This window comes from Streptomyces sp. NPDC028635, assembly GCF_040637635.1.
Taxonomy (GTDB): domain Bacteria; phylum Actinomycetota; class Actinomycetes; order Streptomycetales; family Streptomycetaceae; genus Streptomyces.
Genome location: NZ_JBEZWX010000001.1, coordinates 506,170 through 521,703, shown reverse-complemented (window position 1 = coordinate 521,703; position 15,534 = coordinate 506,170). Strand labels below are relative to the sequence as shown.

The 15,534-nt window shown below is 69.5% G+C and carries 16 protein-coding genes and 1 pseudogene; 10 read left to right on the top strand and 7 right to left on the bottom strand.

The window, feature by feature from the left end:
- The first annotated feature begins 133 nt into the window (after positions 1–133).
- The gene (locus AB0E88_RS01910; protein WP_361622129.1) at positions 134–1,102 is read left to right on the top strand and encodes a TIGR01777 family oxidoreductase; all 969 of its coding nucleotides are present in this window, start codon (positions 134–136) and stop codon (positions 1,100–1,102) included.
- 180 nt (positions 1,103–1,282) lie between these two features.
- Here AB0E88_RS01910 and AB0E88_RS01905 read toward each other — a convergent pair whose 3' ends face one another.
- The 5 genes and pseudogenes from AB0E88_RS01905 to AB0E88_RS01885 all read right to left on the bottom strand — a co-directional run bounded on the left by AB0E88_RS01905 (position 1,283) and on the right by AB0E88_RS01885 (position 5,052).
- Positions 1,283–1,756 carry a hypothetical protein gene (locus tag AB0E88_RS01905; RefSeq protein WP_361622126.1) on the bottom strand — a complete coding sequence of 158 codons (474 nt, stop codon included), beginning with the start codon at positions 1,754–1,756 and terminating at the stop codon, positions 1,283–1,285.
- A 128-nt stretch (positions 1,757–1,884) separates the two neighbouring features.
- Positions 1,885–2,043: pseudogene (locus AB0E88_RS01900) on the bottom strand (SpoIIE family protein phosphatase); the annotation flags it as partial.
- Between the two features lie 103 nt (positions 2,044–2,146).
- On the bottom strand, positions 2,147–2,668 hold the full coding sequence (locus AB0E88_RS01895; RefSeq protein ID WP_361622123.1) for a hypothetical protein: 522 nt from the start codon (positions 2,666–2,668) through the stop codon (positions 2,147–2,149).
- A gap of 207 nt (positions 2,669–2,875) precedes the next feature.
- Positions 2,876–4,132: a hypothetical protein gene (locus tag AB0E88_RS01890; protein ID WP_361622120.1), complete on the bottom strand. Its 1,257-nt coding sequence runs from the start codon at positions 4,130–4,132 to the stop codon at positions 2,876–2,878.
- A 587-nt stretch (positions 4,133–4,719) separates the two neighbouring features.
- The gene (locus tag AB0E88_RS01885; protein ID WP_361622117.1) at positions 4,720–5,052 is read right to left on the bottom strand and encodes a helix-turn-helix domain-containing protein; all 333 of its coding nucleotides are present in this window, start codon (positions 5,050–5,052) and stop codon (positions 4,720–4,722) included.
- 108 nt (positions 5,053–5,160) lie between these two features.
- On the opposite strand from AB0E88_RS01885, the gene AB0E88_RS01880 reads away from it, so the two are divergent.
- A complete protein-coding gene (locus AB0E88_RS01880; protein ID WP_361622114.1) occupies positions 5,161–5,565 on the top strand; it encodes an STAS domain-containing protein in 405 nt (134 codons plus the stop codon).
- Positions 5,566–5,655: 90 nt separating this feature from the next.
- Here AB0E88_RS01880 and AB0E88_RS01875 read toward each other — a convergent pair whose 3' ends face one another.
- Positions 5,656–6,135, bottom strand: a complete 480-nt coding sequence (locus AB0E88_RS01875; protein ID WP_361622111.1) for an ATP-binding protein — start codon at positions 6,133–6,135, stop codon at positions 5,656–5,658.
- Positions 6,136–6,304: 169 nt separating this feature from the next.
- Between AB0E88_RS01875 and AB0E88_RS01870 the strand changes: the two genes are divergently transcribed.
- The 6 genes from AB0E88_RS01870 (at position 6,305) to AB0E88_RS01845 (ending at position 10,344) form a co-directional block, all read left to right on the top strand.
- A complete protein-coding gene (locus AB0E88_RS01870; RefSeq protein WP_361622108.1) occupies positions 6,305–6,682 on the top strand; it encodes an STAS domain-containing protein in 378 nt (125 codons plus the stop codon).
- Between the two features lie 261 nt (positions 6,683–6,943).
- Complete coding sequence (locus tag AB0E88_RS01865) at positions 6,944–7,456, top strand: GNAT family N-acetyltransferase (RefSeq protein WP_361622105.1); 513 nt, start codon at positions 6,944–6,946, stop codon at positions 7,454–7,456.
- A 217-nt stretch (positions 7,457–7,673) separates the two neighbouring features.
- The gene (locus tag AB0E88_RS01860) at positions 7,674–8,498 is read left to right on the top strand and encodes a hypothetical protein (RefSeq protein WP_361622317.1); all 825 of its coding nucleotides are present in this window, start codon (positions 7,674–7,676) and stop codon (positions 8,496–8,498) included.
- A 188-nt stretch (positions 8,499–8,686) separates the two neighbouring features.
- A complete protein-coding gene (locus AB0E88_RS01855; protein ID WP_361622102.1) occupies positions 8,687–9,106 on the top strand; it encodes a GNAT family N-acetyltransferase in 420 nt (139 codons plus the stop codon).
- Between the two features lie 265 nt (positions 9,107–9,371).
- Complete coding sequence (locus tag AB0E88_RS01850) at positions 9,372–9,560, top strand: hypothetical protein (protein WP_361622099.1); 189 nt, start codon at positions 9,372–9,374, stop codon at positions 9,558–9,560.
- Between the two features lie 76 nt (positions 9,561–9,636).
- The gene (locus AB0E88_RS01845; RefSeq protein ID WP_361622096.1) at positions 9,637–10,344 is read left to right on the top strand and encodes a hypothetical protein; all 708 of its coding nucleotides are present in this window, start codon (positions 9,637–9,639) and stop codon (positions 10,342–10,344) included.
- Positions 10,345–10,415: 71 nt separating this feature from the next.
- On the opposite strand, the gene AB0E88_RS01840 is transcribed toward AB0E88_RS01845, so the two are convergent.
- On the bottom strand, positions 10,416–11,789 hold the full coding sequence (locus tag AB0E88_RS01840) for a Fic family protein (protein ID WP_361622093.1): 1,374 nt from the start codon (positions 11,787–11,789) through the stop codon (positions 10,416–10,418).
- A gap of 611 nt (positions 11,790–12,400) precedes the next feature.
- Between AB0E88_RS01840 and AB0E88_RS01835 the strand changes: the two genes are divergently transcribed.
- The gene (locus AB0E88_RS01835) at positions 12,401–13,477 is read left to right on the top strand and encodes a hypothetical protein (protein WP_361622090.1); all 1,077 of its coding nucleotides are present in this window, start codon (positions 12,401–12,403) and stop codon (positions 13,475–13,477) included.
- A 136-nt stretch (positions 13,478–13,613) separates the two neighbouring features.
- Positions 13,614–15,395, top strand: coding sequence for an Ig-like domain-containing protein (locus AB0E88_RS01830; RefSeq protein ID WP_361622087.1), 1,782 nt, complete (start codon positions 13,614–13,616; stop codon positions 15,393–15,395).
- Positions 15,396–15,534: the final 139 nt, after the last annotated feature.

Below are 15,534 nucleotides of genomic sequence, written 5' to 3'. Positions count from 1 at the left end.
CGACGATCGTCGGATGGCCGACGGAAGGCAGGGAACCGTGTGCGCACCCGACTGGAATCGTGCATCGCACCCCAGTTTTGAACGTGTTCAACTCCTTGGTCTAGGCTCAGCCGAGACGAAGGAGGCGGAGCCGATGAAGATGGTGATTCCGGGCGGAACCGGACAGGTCGGCGCGGTCCTGAAGCGCGCATTCGAAGCCGCCGGCCACGACGTCGTGATCCTCACCAGACGCCCCAGGCACGAGGGCGAGGTTCATTGGGACGGTCGGACCCTGGGGCCGTGGACGGCGGCAGTGGACGGCAGCGATGTGGTCATCAATCTGGCCGGACGCACCGTGAGCTGCCGATACACGGAGGCCAATCTGCGGGAGATGATGGACTCCCGGGTCGACTCCACCCGGCTCGTGGGCGCCGCGATCGCGGGTGCTGCCCGACCGCCCCGGGTCTGGCTGCAGATGAGCACCGCCACGGTGTACGCGCACCGCTTCGACGCCCCCAACGACGAGACCACCGGTGTGATCGGCGGTACCGAACCGGGCGTGCCGGACTACTGGGCGTACAGCGTCGAGATCGCCAAGGCCTGGGAGCAGGCGCAGCAGCAAGCCGAAACGCCGGCCACGCGCAAGGTCGCCCTACGCTCGGCCATGGTGATGAGCCCGGACCCCGGCGGGGTCTTCGCCGTCCTGCTGGGACTGGCCCGCCTGGGTCTCGGCGGCCCGGTCGCCGGTGGAGCACAGTACGTGTCGTGGATCCACGAACACGACTTCGTGCGCGCGGTGGAGTTCCTGATCGACCGGGAAGACATCGCAGGGCCGGTGAACCTGGCGGCTCCCCATCCCCTGCCGCAGCGCGCATTCATGCGCACCCTGCGCTCCGCGTGGGGTATACCCGTGGGTCTCCCCGCGACCAAGTGGATGGCCGAGGTCGGCGCTTTCGCTCTTCGTTCCGACACCGAACTGCTGCTCAAGAGCCGCCGCGTCGTCCCGGGCCGATTGATCCAGGCAGGCTTCGACTTCCAGTACGCACAGTGGCCGCAGGCCGCGGACGAGTTGGTACGTCGGGTGCGCAAGCGGGTCGGACGCGGTTGTGCGGCACGCCGCTGAAGGGACGCCGCCCACGGTGCCGATCCGTGGACGACGTACGCTCGCATGCCGAAGCGCGTGGCGACGGCTGTGTGCGCGCCATAGGTCAGAGGCGACTGCAACAGCCCCTGCATCCTGGGTAAGCGCGCTCACGGAGCAGATCAGCAAGTGCCGGCCGTCGTGGGTGTCGCGCGCACGCGGTCAGGCTCGACGGTAGCTGTCGACCGGGCCGCCCCAGCCCCCGGCGGGCCCGTCGAAGTCGATCACGAGCGAGGAGCCGTCCGGTTTCACCTTCAGGTGACCCAGGCCGCGCCCACCGTCCTTGCCACCCTGGCAGGTGTAGGTGATGGTCGCGGATTCCTCGCCGTTCTCTTTTACGGGGACGAAGGTGCCCGTGCACGAGAGCTTGGCGCCCTCGGCTTTGGCTTTGCCGTCCTTGATGACGAGCGTGTCCAGTGTCGTGTCACCCGGGGTGGCGATGTACTTCCAGGTGCCGGCTGCCCGGTCGAGGAGCGTTCCCTGAGAGGCGGCCGCCCCCGCGGGCTTCTCCGTCGCGGCGGTGGTGGCACTTGCCTTGCCGTCCGCCGGCTTCTCACCCGCGCTCTCGCTGCTGCAACCGGCGGCCATCACGGCCACGGCGAACGTCGCGACCGCTGTCCAACGCGCCTTGCGCACAACAACACCCGTTCTCTCTTTACGCTTTTACAACGGCCGCAAACGTAACAGGTGCTGGCGAGCGAGCCGATCGGACCCTTGCGAGCACCCGGCCGTCGGGCCACACGGCTCTGTGCGCACATGTGTTGTCACTGCGGAGACCTCGCCGATGACCGAGCCAGCGCGTGTCTCTGGGGCAGGGCTTCGTTCCCGAACAGGTTGCTGCGGTCGGCGCCGGTGCTGGCGTCGGTGATGCCGTCGGTGTAGAGCAGGACGGTGTCGCCAGGGGCGAGAGCAGTCGCCGCGGTGGCGATGCACGCGTAGGGCAGGAAGTCGGCGATGCCGTCGGCACGCGCGGCCGCTACGGCAACCTCGCCATGCACTACGCAGCGACAGTGCTGGTTGCGGCTGTCAACGATTGCCTGACAGGCGCCTACGCGTCATCACGTATGCGTTCCCGATGTCGGGGTCGCCGTAGAAGAAGAACAGCTTCAACTGGTCATGCTGATCACGGTCCACGTAGAAGGACCACACGTATGTCGAGGGAGGCGGCGGAGCCGAGGCGTCGGTTGGCGCCGCGGGGGAACGCCTCTCCACCCCTATTCGGGCGGTCAGTGTGAGCCGGACGACCTGGCCGCCGTCATGGTCGGTCAGTTGCCAGGTTCCCGTACCGGAGAGGCGCCAGCCGTCCTCGAAGTCGAAGTCCTGCCCGTCGAGTCTTTCGACAAGAGCCGTTCCGGCTTTGCGAAGCACCACGTGGGTCCCCTCGACGTTTTCCCAGTCCCCGACGACTTCGGCCGTCGTGGCGTCGTGGAGTCCTGTCCCCCCGTAGTACTGAAAAGGGCCGGCGCACGCGGTCAGAACGGTCAACACCACCGCCAGGCTGCCGAGGGCTGACCACCACGCACTCAGCCCTCTCCCAGACGCCACCATGCCCTCCCACCGCCGGCCCGTATCGGCCAACCGAAAGGAACGGCCGTGGAAGACAACTTGCCAGAGATGTTGAACGCGTTCAACTCTGAGACTGGCGGGGTTTCGGTCCCTTGCGATCCGCGCGCCGACGCGGCCGCCGCGACGGCGGTCGAGGGGCTGGGTACGGCCGCGCCGGTCGCGGTGGGGTGGCCGGTTCCGGCATCCTGGTCACCGAGCCGCGGCCGGTCGCAGGTAGGCGGTCCAGCCGCCGGGTGGGATCTGGCCGACTTCCAGAGCGCGCAGTTTGGCGAGGATGGCGGGGTCTTGGGCGTCGAGCCAGTCGACGAACTGCCGGAACGACACGAGGCGTACGTCCTTCATGTCGGCGATCCGTTTCAGAGTTGCTTCGACGGCGTCCATGTAGATGCCGCCGTTCCATTCCTCGAAGTGGTTGCCGATGTACATCGGCGCGCGGTTGGTCTCATAGGCACGCTGGAAGCCGGCCAGGTAGGCCTGGGTGGCCTGCGTGCGCCAGGCCGAGTAGTGGTAGGAGGGCGCACGGGTGGAGTTGTGCGACTGGTTGGCGAGGATGTTGTAGTCCATCGACAGGACCTCGAAGCTGTGTCCGGGGAACGGGATGCCCTGCAGCGGCAGGTCCCACACGCCGTCCTTCTTCGAGGGCCAGCGCTGGACGCCGCCCGGGGAGGACGCATCGTAACGCCAGCCGAGCTCGCGGGCGACCGGCAGCAGGTTCTCCTGGCCGAGCAGACAGGGGGTACGACCGCCGATGAGTTCCTTGTCGTAGTCGAAGGGCAGCGGCGGGTGGTCGAGCCAGCCGGTGTTGGTGCGCCAGGTCTTGACGAATGTTCGGGCCTGTTCGATTTCGCTGCGCCACTGAGCGGGCGTCCAGTTGGCGACGGAGCCGGAGCCGGAGCAGAAGTGGCCGTTGAAGTGCGTGCCGATCTCGTGGCCGTCGGTCCATGCCTGGTGGACGTAGGTGAGCGTTTCCTTGAGGTGAGCGTTGGTCAGGTAGCCGATCTCTGAAGCGCCCTGGGGGTTGTTCGGCGGGTGGTAGAGCCGCTTTCGCTCTTCGGGAAGCAGGTACAGGCCCGAGAGGAAGAACGTCATGTGCGCGTCGTGCTGTCGTGCCAGTTCGAGGAAGCGCGGGAAGAGGCCGGTCCCGACCTCGCCGGCACCGTCCCAGGAGAAGATCACGAACTGTGGTGGTTGCTGACCCGCCTCGAGACGCTCAGGTGCGGCCGGCTGTCCGGGCTGCCGGCCAGTGTACGCCGTGGAGCCGTCTCCGATCAGCCGGGGCAGGGCCTGGGCACCACCCCCTGCGGCCTGCTCGGGCCGGCGGCCGGGCACCGCCGGGGTCCGGCTGGGGCGTTCCTCGCGCCCGCATCCAGCGAGCGTCGCGGCGGCGGTGCCGAGGCCGGCGCCTAGGCCGAGGCGGGCCGCGTTTCTACGGCTGAGGTCACTCATGGGCATCCCCACCCGCGCCGTGTGAGGGCGCGTTGTACGTCCCCCCACGGACAATCAAAACCATCACACCATAAGCCAGATAAGATGATTAATCTCGCATATCTGACGGCGCGTCCTGCCATGGGTTGGCCCTCCGGCGCCCGTCTGTGCGCGCCGGGGGTTGCGGCCCGAGGAGCGCGCGTAGGCAGCACGATGAGCAAATCGGGCCGCTGCCCGGCGAGGATCTGAACGTCGGTGCCCGTATTGCGCACCTCAGAGGCGGTTGCAGAAGTCTGAGCGGCGGTGCTCTGCAGGGCGCGCAGCGAGTGCGTGTTGAACTCCGCCCCGGCCCGCGCCCGCCGGCTGCTCGCCCAGCGTGTCCCTGCCTGCTCGCGGCTGAGACCTTGCCCGCAAGCTGGGCGACGTCCGGGTCCGTGAAGCCGTCACCGCCTTCGCCACCGCCCTGCAATGCGGCGACGCCGACGCCTTGGCGGTAGCGCCGGCCCGGGCAGCGGGCGAGCGGGACTGCAACGCTGTTCCGGGCGGGTTCGGCGTGCGGCGTACGGGATGTCGTGCAGAAGCTTCCCGGCCGCCCGTGTTCGGAACAGTCAGTGGCGAGCGGTGGCCGGCGTGGTGCGTTCGGTCTCGTCCTGTACGAGCAGGGAGAGCAGCGAGGCTACGGGGAGGCCGGCTTCGGCGGGGTGGCGCAGGACCTTGTCCGGCTCGATGCGGTAGGTGTTCGTGCGTCCCTCGCGGGTGTGGGAGAGGTAGCCGTCCTGCTCGAGGTCCGAGATGATCCGCGCTACGGCGCGCTCGGTCAGGCGGCAGTGGGCGGCGAGGTCGCGGATGCGGGCGTTGGGGTTGTCGGCGATGGCCGCCAGGACGCGCGCGTGGCTGGTGATGAATGTCCATCCGCTGTGTGACTCAGGAACTTCGGCCATGTCCGGCATTTTAGAGGGCTGAGGTTGCCGGAAACCATTTACATGACATAGTTTTCATGCAACGGGTGGCAGGCTCCCGTGAGGGCAAGCGGCAAGGAGGGCTCCAAAATGGTGTGGGATGAGGCCGTCGTGCCGACCGTTGCGAGCAGCACCAGCGCGACGCTGCTGCCGGAACAGACAACGGGGTCTGTCTCGCACGGGGCCGGCGTGCTCCAGTGCGACCAGCACGGCGCCTGGGTGATCGAGGCTCACGGCGACTACGACATGCAATCGATCAAGCCACTGGCCGACGCGCTGGACGCCGCCGCCAAGAAGTACCCCAAGGTGATCCTGGACGCCTCTCAGGTCACCTTCGCGGACTCGACGTTCCTGAACCTGCTCATCCTCACCCACCAAGCGACCGCCCTGCGCCTGGTCGCGCCATCCGCCCCCGTCCGGCGACTGTGCGCCATCACCGCCGTCGACACCCTCCTGGAGATCCGGGACACGATCGAGGACGCGACCGCCTCGTAACGGCCCCACTGTCGGCTGCCCGGTACGGTGACGCTCCACCGTCCACGCGGCAGACGCCCAGACGCTCCGAATGAGTTTCAGTAATCGGTTTCAGAGGGGCGGGTGGCCGCAGGAGGCGGCGTTGGGGTCGTCGGCGAGGGCGAGGCGGGCGGTGATGCGTTTGCCGACCGGTTCGCTCCGGACTTCGAAGCCCTGGGCGACGGCCATCACTATTTCCAGGCCGTGCTGGCCGACCCGGCCCGCGTCGGCGGCCTTGGCGATGGGCAGGCTCGGGTCGGAGTCCCACACCCCCACCTCGATCAGGTCACCGAGGATGCGCAGGTCCAGCAGCACGGGGCCGGGGGCGTACTTGCGGGCGTTGGTGACCAGCTCGCTGACCACCAGCTGCGTGAGCTCCATCACCCGCTGGGAGACGGGCAGGCCGTGTTCGGCCTGGACACGGGTGAGGAAACCGGCGGCGAGATGACGGGCCTGGGCGATGACCGAGCCGTCGCCGCCCAGGGCGACCGTGGCGTGCGGGACCGGCCCGCCGGGCGCGGAGCCGTCCTCGCCCATGGGCGTTGAATCCATCACAGCCGCCTTCACTCCCCCGTTCACGCCCCAGCGCCTACCCCCACCCCCGACGATCGACGCTTGCCGACACCTTGCCAGCTCCGTCTCACCTTCACCACACCAGGGTCAGCCGGTGTCTGCGAAGCAGCGAAGCGAAGTAAGAGCCTCGTGTGCCAGGATCGCTGTCATGGGTGAGGAAGAAGTGCCGAGCACCGAACACATTGCGCAGCCGGACGGGCTGTCCGTCACGGCGTCCAGTGCGGACGGCATCCGTGTGCTGACCGCGGTAGGGGAAATAGACCACCACACCGGCGGCACACTCGGTCAGGCCCTCGATGTGGCCGGCGCGCCCCTGCCCCGCGTGGTGGTGGACATGCGGCAGGTGACGTTCATGGACTCCAGCGGCATCAACATTCTGATCACCGCCCACCAGGCACTCACCCAGGCCGGCGGCTGGTTGCGCCTGGCAGGCGTCGGCCACTCCGTGATGCGTACTCTGCAGCTCGTCGGCGTCGACGCCCTCATCGACATCCGCGAAACCCCCGACCAGGCGCTCACCGACTGAACGACTGGCCCCCTTCACGCCCCGGCTCCGCCGCCCGCAGGCGCTGACCGGCAAGTACCTCGTCGCCCCGAGCCCGACCCAGGCGCTCAGCCGCGTCCACCCGTCCTTGATACGATCCCTCGACGCGCGAGACCCGCGATCACAGCTGCGGCAAGGGAGGTTGATGAATATGGCCCGCCAGGCGCTTCATCAGCATGCCCTTGTCCGGGCCGCGCGAGGGTAGCCCGCGGCCCGGTCGTCCGAAACGACCAGGAGTGTCGCGTGTCTTCTTTCTCATTGACCGGTACGGACCTGACCACTGACCGCCTCGTGCTGCGTCCATGGTCCACCGGTGAACTCGCCGCTGTCCTCAGCGACGCCCGGCTGACGCACTGGGCCGAGGACTTCCCCGCTGAAGGCGACCGCGTCATCGCCGGATTCCTCACCGAACACCCCGACGGCCTGACCAAGTACGGCCATCGCCAGATCATCGAGCGGGCCGGCGGTCTGGTGGTCGGTTCCATCGGTCTGTTCTGGCCGCCGAGCAGCGGCACCATCGAGGTCGGCTACGGCGTTGTCGCCTCCCGCCGGGGCCTCGGCTACGCCTCCGAAGCCACCCGCGCCATCGTCGAGTTCGCCTTGACCGCGCCCGAGGTGCACACCGTGTGCGCAGACGTGGAGCTGTCGAACCCGGCCTCCGTCCGCGTGCTGGAGAAGTCCGGCCTGCATCGCTGGAGCGAGGACACCACCACCGCCCGGTTCTCCACCGCGGCACCGGCCCCGTCCCAGCGGTAATCCCCATCCGGAGGCGGCAGCGGAACACACCACCGCTGCCGCCTCCGGCCGTTCCGACCTCTTCGAAGCAAAGGAATGCCAGAAGGGGATCCGGCACGCAGTCTCACCATCCGCGAGAGCAGCCACCGTAAGGACGACCTGCTCCCACTGCCGGGACTGCTCGAACAGTTTGTATGGGGTGGAACCGGTTCAGCGCGTCCCTTACGGTCGGTGCGTGATGATCGAAAAGGGCGACCCTCGTAGTCTCGGCGTCCCTGCTCCTGAGGCACGGCTGGGCTTCGGGGCGGAACTGCACGAGAACGGCGGGCCGCGGCGCCGCTTGCTGATGATCGACGACAAGCCCGCCTTCGAGCTCAGCTCCTACTGCGGAACATGCCCACTCCTGTTCCGCCGGCTGGAAGGCGCGAACGAGAAGTTGTCCCTGGAGAGCGTGCAGGAACGGCTTATGGCGGCACTGAACGACCCGGACGACGACGGCGTGATCGAGGCGTTCGGTGCGCTGCTGCCGGAGGGCGAGTACCTTCCGCTGCTCCTGGACGTGGAGCCCACGCTGGTCATCCCCGGCAAAGATGGCGACTACTTCAGCAGCGAGCAGGTCACGACGTGGGGCGTCGACCAGTTCTGGGGCCTCCCGGAGTATCCGCACACCCCGTACTACCGGACCTTCGAGACCCCCGTCGACGCGGACGCCCACCTCTACGAGTTCATCGTGCCCATGGTCCCCCCGACCTGGAACGAGAGGGATCGTGTCGAGAAGTACGTCGCGCTCATGGAGCGGGGAACGGTCCCCACGGCGGTGGCGATCTCCACGCTGGACGTGTGCCAGCCCGCCCTCGGCCTGGGCGACGACCCCTCCGTGCACTGGGGCCTGACCCACTTCCTTCTCGACGGCCACCACAAACTCGAGGCTGCCGCGACAGCCGGCCGGCCCGTGAGGCTCCTGTCGCTCCTGACCCTGGGAGAGAGCTTGGCCGAAGCGGACGACACAGCCCGCGTGCCTGCCTTGCGCGCCCAACCCCGCTCCGCCCGAGAGGCCGGATAGCAGTGCCGAAAGTATGACGGCACTCACATCCTTTACCTTCGTGCGCCATAGACGGGCTCCGTTACCACTTCGAACGGGACGGCGAGCACAACGGCCGGCCTGCCTACCGCCGAACGGACGGGAAGGTGTGGTGTGTGGGGTCCTCACGGTTTTTGCCTCGAGGGCCACCCTTCCGTACCCTGTAGCAGGTGAACGTAGACATTGACCCTTACTCATTGCGTGCTGGCTCGCCATCCGTGGAGACCTACCTCAGGCTGCGGGTGGTCTCGGGGCTGAGCGCGAAAACGGTGGAGGCCGCGGAGGCCGGCCTGCCGAACACCTGGCATGGCGTGACGGTGCTGCGAGGGGAAGAGCCGGTCGGAATGGGCCGGGTCATCGGAGACGGCGGCTGCTTTTTCCAGATCGTCGACATCTGCGTCGTGCCTGAGCACCAGGGCCGGGGCCTGGGCAAGCGGATCATGGCGGAGCTGGTGGGCGAGCTGGAACGGCGCGCCCCGGACGGTGCCTATGTCTCGTTGATCGCCGACGGCGATGCCCAGTTCCTGTATGAGAAGTTCGGCTTCCGGCAGACGGCTCCGGCATCGGTCGGCATGCACCGTACTGTGTGACGTAGCCGGCCGACCGCTCAGCCGGTGGTCCTCCTGAACCCGGTGCGGGCGGGATCCCTCCCGGATCGCCGGGAGCGTGCCCCGGCCACCCCCTCCCCCGAACTGGGCAGCACACCGGCACAGTCCGGCCGGCTCACTTGGCGTCCGCGTGGCACGCCCCCACCGAACGCGGGCACGTCCGCAACGGTCATCTCCAGGCGCAGCCGCGTGAACCGGACCCGCCAAGCTTGGGGCCGAGCGGCTGGCCGGTGCCGTCGCACTGCCCGTGGACGCGATACCGGCGGGTGAGAATCTCGCACTGAGCCTGTGGTTCCTGGAAGGCGGGGCGGAGCGGACCGCCCGGGTGCGACCCGGGCCGTGGGCCGAGGACCGGGACGCGGCCTTCTACGTGGCGCTCTACCTGCGCGCCGCCCAGTACTCCCTGCGCTACGGCTGCCCGATGACCTACTCCTGAGAACACCTGACGGAGGGACTTCCAAGCCTCGTCGGAACTTGCACGGCGGGCAGTGGCTGCGTGCGAGGATGCCGCTGTGCTGGATGAGATCGACGCGGTGGACTGGGCTTCCCTACCGGGCCATCCCGACTGGTACGAACCGGATCGTGCCGCCCGTGGTCTGCATGACCTGGCCAAGGCAGCGACCTTGGTACAGGCGGCGGAGGCCGGCTCGCGGCTCGGCGGCGGTGGGATTGTTCATGGCCACAGTGCCGCTGTGTTCCCAGCGGCTGTTGTTGCGGCTCCACTGCTTCTGGACATCGCCCAGCAGGGTCATCCGGCGGCAAGAGACACCGCGTTGGGGCTGCTTGATGAGGCTCTGTCGTGCTATCCGCATGTCGGTTACACACGAGTGGTGGCTGCAGACGGCACCGCGGTTCCCATCTGCTGTGCCATCGCCCACCATCTGCGAGCCCGCACCGATTTCCTGGTCGGGCTCGGCAAGAGGGGCAAGTCGTTGCTGACCGACGCGGCTGCGCACTGGCGCTTCGAGATCCGCGAGTGCGTGGCCGACGGCAGTGACACGTTGGCCTTCGGCGTCTTGGCCGGCTGTCTCCCCGACGGTGTGCATACGGCGGACATACAGCTCGCCGGCGCTCCTACCGTGATGAGTGAATGCACCCTCGAGTACCCGCCGGAGGAGGGTTCTGGCGAAGCATGTCTGCGAGTGTTCGCCCGGGGCCCGGGCGAACTGCCGCCAGGTGTCGTGATGTTTCCGGCGGAGTGCGGGGAGCGCGTGCACTGACTCGCTCCGGTGCTCAAGGATCTTCTGGTGCAGAGCCGAACGCGGAAGCCTCCTGCCTTCGTGCCCGACCGCTATGAGTCGAGGGAGGAGGCGCTGTTGCGTCGGGTCTCCGCGAGGTGGACGTCGAGGTACCGCGTGAGGATCAGTGCGTCCTGCGGCTCGTCGGCCTGGAAGGTGAGGCGACGCAACAGGCTGACCCCGTCCAGCGCGACGCCTTCACGGGCGAGGACGAAGACGAGGGTGAGGAAAGCGGACCGGGCGTTGCCGTCGTCGAAGGGATGGAAGAAGCACACGTCGAGATAGGCACGCGCGGCCCGGGCGGTGAGGGAAACGGGCCGGTCGATGTGGCGCGCGCTCTCAGCCAGACAGGCGTCGAGGCGGGCTCGAGTGTCCGGGCCGATGCCATAACGTTCCCGGCCCCTCTTGGCGAAGGCCGGCAGGTCGCGGAACGGCGGTGGCTGCGGTGCGCCGAGGACATGCTGCTGCCAGCGCTGGAGCAGCTCGAAGTCGAGCAGGGCACCGCGCGCCGCATCGGCCCGCAGCAGCTCCAGCGCGGCGAGCATCCCCCGTGCGCGGGCGGGATCCAAGGCGCCGTCGAATACGCGTATGTCCTCCGCCGCGCCGTCGCGCGACGGGGCCACTGGTTCGTCTCCGCCGCTGTCCGGCACCTCATGCCATGGCACGGTCTCGCGCACGGCGAGCCAGCGCTCCAGGTGATCCGGCGCGGGCCCGGCGGATGGTGCGCCGTCGTCCGGCCGGAGTGACAGCGCGAGCCGCTCCGCGACGTCATCGACCAGCACGATGTCGGGGCCGGTCCAGCTCGCGAACCGCCCGCCGATCGCCTCGTCGACCAGCTCCTGCGCCAGGTCGGGCGCGACGCCCCAGCGGCTGAGGAACCAGGTGAGCACTTGATGGCAGTGTCCGTGCCAACCGCTGCCGCAGCCGGTGCGGTCGGTCACCTGAAGGATCAGGTTCCGGGCGGCACGTTCCCACAGGATCCGCTGGTCCTCGATGCCGGCCAGGTCCAACGGGTACGCGTCGAACCACCTGGCGAGACTCTCCAGCCACTCGCGCCACTCGCACAGGGCCGCTACGACACGGGTAAGCGTCTCCTGCGGTGTGGTGATCGAGTCCCGCGGGCAGCACCAGTTCCCGACGGGTCCTCCGTCGAAGTCGCCTTCGTCGTGCGACCAGCGCCAGCCCACGGTCCAGCGGCCGTAGTGCTCGGCGAGTGCATGCGACATGGCGTCGGCCCAGGGGTGTCCCTCGCCCCAGCTCCAGGCACTCATCGCCCGGTCACCGAGGGGGATGTCGGGGCGGCTGGGCACCCTCCGGGCGGGTCCGAGCGACCGCACCACCTGCGGTGCCGACACGCTGTCGAAGGAGTGCTGGGCGGGATTCACATCGTCCCAGGTCAGGAAACTCGGGGCCAGCTCGACAATCACCGCGCAAGCCTGCCCGTCCACCGACTGTGGTTCAAGCGGATTACCGCAGGGCCTGGAGAAAGGTCTCGACGCGGCCCCACGCGCCGCGGCAGCGAGGTCATCACGGACCCGCGCTCCTGGACGCCGCGGTGGACCAGACGCCGGGCGCGGCTCACCTCCAGCCCCTCCCTGGTGTGGGTGGAGAACACCGACAACTATTACGGCGGTTCCGCGAGCGCGGCGGCGCGCAGGCCCGTCAGGTCGTCGACGCGGAGGACGGCCAGAGGGCGACCGGGACACCGCCGGTGCGCGGGCGGAGGTGGTGGCGCTGCTGTCCGAGGTGGCGTCGCCGCAGGCTCGAGGCCGAACGGCCGTCGTATGTAGCATCTGCCACCTGATCCTGTGTGATCAGCCTGTAGATGCGCTTCCGACGGACTGTTAATGTCCGCGTCTGCGAGCCGCGTTGCGTGCCGACTCGTACGGGTTCCGTCTCCCATTGCCGAAGGTTTCCCACCCGCCCCCGGACCCGTGACGGCCGCTCCCCCACGAAGCGGTCGGTTCTTCTCCTGCATGCCGTTTCTCCGCGCTGCCCTGCCCCCCGCACGGCAGTGACATCAGAGAGGAAGAGTCCGATGAAGACCACATTCCTGCCGCGCCTGCCGGCCGGCAAGGCGCTGGTGACGGGCGCCCTGCTGGCCCTGGCCGTGCCCGGGATCGCGTACGCCAACACCGTGAGCGTGACCGTGAAGACCCCTGGCGCCACCCTCGGCCCCGCCACCACCTTCTCCGAGATCTCCACCCACGCGGACTGCGGCAGCGGCCTCGTCTCCGGCGGTGGCGTCAACCAGGCCATCGGCACCGGTACGTCGTCCAACAGCAATCACGTGAACGGCACGGCGCCCAGTTCCAACGGCTCCACCGAGTACACCGGCACCGCTGGTGTCGTCGGCACCGACAACACCCACTGGCTCGGCATCGGCGGCAGTGGCGGCGCGGTGAACAGCTCTTTCTCCTCCACCCCGTACGCGGTGTGCTTCACCAGCAATCTGATCAACCACACCCAGATCGTCATGAACAAGGCCGCCGGGCCGACCACCTCGTCGACGCCCCTCGCGGTCACGGCGACCTGCCCGGCCAACACCGTCCTGCTCGGCGGCGGTGCCCGGACCACCCCGGCCGACGTCGGCAGCCTCAAGCCGATCGCGAGCTTCCCCACCTTCAACAACTCCGCGCACGATCACGGCCTGAAGGCCGCGGCCGACGGAGAGACCAACCCGGACTCCTGGACGGCGGAAGGCTTCAACGGCGGCGGTGGCGGCACCACCAACACCACATACGCCTACGCGATCTGCAGCGGCAGCGGCATCGACGTCAGTAGTGTCACCGTGAAGGTCCACCACAGCGAGGTGAACGGCCCGACCTCGGCCACCGCTGGGCAGACCGCGACCGTGGGCTGCGGCACCGACGGCAAACTGGTCGGCGGCGGCGCGGCCATCAGCGGCGGCAGCGTCACGACCACCGACTTCACCGCGCCGGGCTCGGGCGGCGACCACCTCACCGGCAGCTTCCCCAGCGACAGCGGCGGCAACCCGGTCAGCGACGGGACCACCACGGCCGCGTACTGGACGGCCTCCACCCACACCGGCGGAGCCGGCTCCCCCAACACCTACTCGGACGCCTGGGCGCTCTGCGCCGACGACGGCGTCTGATCCACCGGTTGATCCCGCTCCGCGGGCGGGCCCGGCCCGCCTGTGGAGCACCCGCTTTCCCATCCCGGTCGCCCGCAGGCCCGGAGAAACAGAGTCGACACCCATGAACGACAGCAGCCCGACCTCCCGTCGGACCGTGTTCAGATCCAGGATGACGTCGGTGGCCGCCACCACCGGCCTCGTCGCCGCCATGATCGTGCCCCTCACCGCGGTAACCGCGGCGGCGAGCGCCGTCGGGCCCTGCGGCACGGGCGGCGTCTTCACCGCCGCCCCGCAGCCCACGTGCACGTACACCTCCGTGGGCACGGACACCTTCAAAGTCCCGGACGGCGTGACCGCGGTCGACGTCGACCTGTTCGGCGCCGAGGGCGGCAGCGCGGCGGGCTTCATCGACCCGCACCCGGTGGTCTCCGGCGCGCCGGGCGGCCTCGGCGGCGAGACCCGCGCCACCCTGCCGGTGACCCCAGGCCAGACCCTCCAGGTCACCACCGGCGCGGCGGGCATCCCCGGTTCGTCCCGGCACGGTGAGTTCGCCCGTCCCGGCGGCACCGGCCACGGCCGTGGCGGTGGCGGCGCGCACGGCGGCGGCGGTTCGGGCGGTGGCGGCTCGGACGTACGGGTCGGGGCCTTCGGTGGCTCCGACCGCGTGCTGGTGGCCGGCGGCGGCGGTGGCGCGGGCAACGGCGGCCCCATGCTGCAGGGGGGCGCCGGCGGCGGTCCGGTCGGCCAGGACGGTGGCCAGAGCAACGGCCCGCTGGGTTCCGGCCTCGCCGGTGGCGGCGCTACCCAGACCGCGTCCGGCCACGGCAACCCCAACACCCTGAACGGAGGCCCCGGCACCCCCGGCATCGACCTCGACCCGATCACCAGCGAGCCCAACCCCGGCAGCGGCGGAACCGGCGGCAACGGCGGTGCCGGCGGCCCCGGTGGCGGTGGCGGCGGTGGCGGCTGGCACGGCGGTGGCGGCGGCTCCGGCGGCGGCAACCCGGGCTACTTCCCCGGCGCGGGCGGTGGCGGCGGCAGCAGCCATGCCGATCCGTCGGCCACCGACGTCGCGCTCCTCCAGGGCGTCAACCACGGCAACGGCAAGGCCGTCATCGCCTTCCGGTACGGGACGTCGGTCACGCTGAGCACGGACACCGCGACCCCGCTGTTCGGCCACGCCGTCACGGTCACCGCCACCGTGACCTCGGCCAACCCGGACGCGGGCACCCCGACCGGTCGGGTCACCTTGCGGGACGGGACGACCGAGCTGGCGACCGTACCGCTCACTGACGGAAGGGCGACCTTCACCACCGGCAAGTTCCAGCCCGGGGCGCACACGATCACCGCCATCTACGGCGGCGACGCCGCCTTCACGGCCGGCGCCACAGCCGCGCCCGCCGACCTCACCACCGGCTTCAGCCGGCCGTGCGTCACCCACCACGACGGCCGGCTGACCGTGACCGCCGGCCAGTCGCTGTGCATCGCCCCCGGCGCCACCCAGAACGGTCCCGTGGAGGTGCGGCCCGGCGGAGCACTGGCGGTGTCGAGTGCACAGATCAACGGCCCGGTGGCCTCGGACGGCGCCCTCGCTGTCATCATCTGCCACTCGACCCTCGACGGGCGGGTCACCCTCACGGACACCGGCGGCTTCGTCCTGCTGGGCGATGACGAGGGGACCGACTGCGCGGGCAACGCCTTCAAGGCCCCGCTCACCCTCGACGGCAACGCCGGCGGGCTTGAGGTTTCGTCAAACACGATGTCGGCTCCGGTGACGATCAACGACAACAGCGGGAGCGGCCTGCTGCCCGAGGACCGCGTACCGGAGTTCGAGGAAAACCAGGTCGGTGCGCCCCTGCGCTGCGCGGGCAACTCACCCACCCTGCAGCAGTCGGGCAACACCGTGACCGGGCCGCACACCGGCCAGTGCGCGTGAGCTGAGCCCAGAGCCCTGTCCGGCCGATCCCGCCGGGCAGGGCATCGTGGTCTTCCTTCGTGCGCCAGGGGGCGTAGACGATCCGCACCTGCCCATGACGGAAAACCGTGCCGGCGGTCGGCGCCGGGGCGTGACCTAG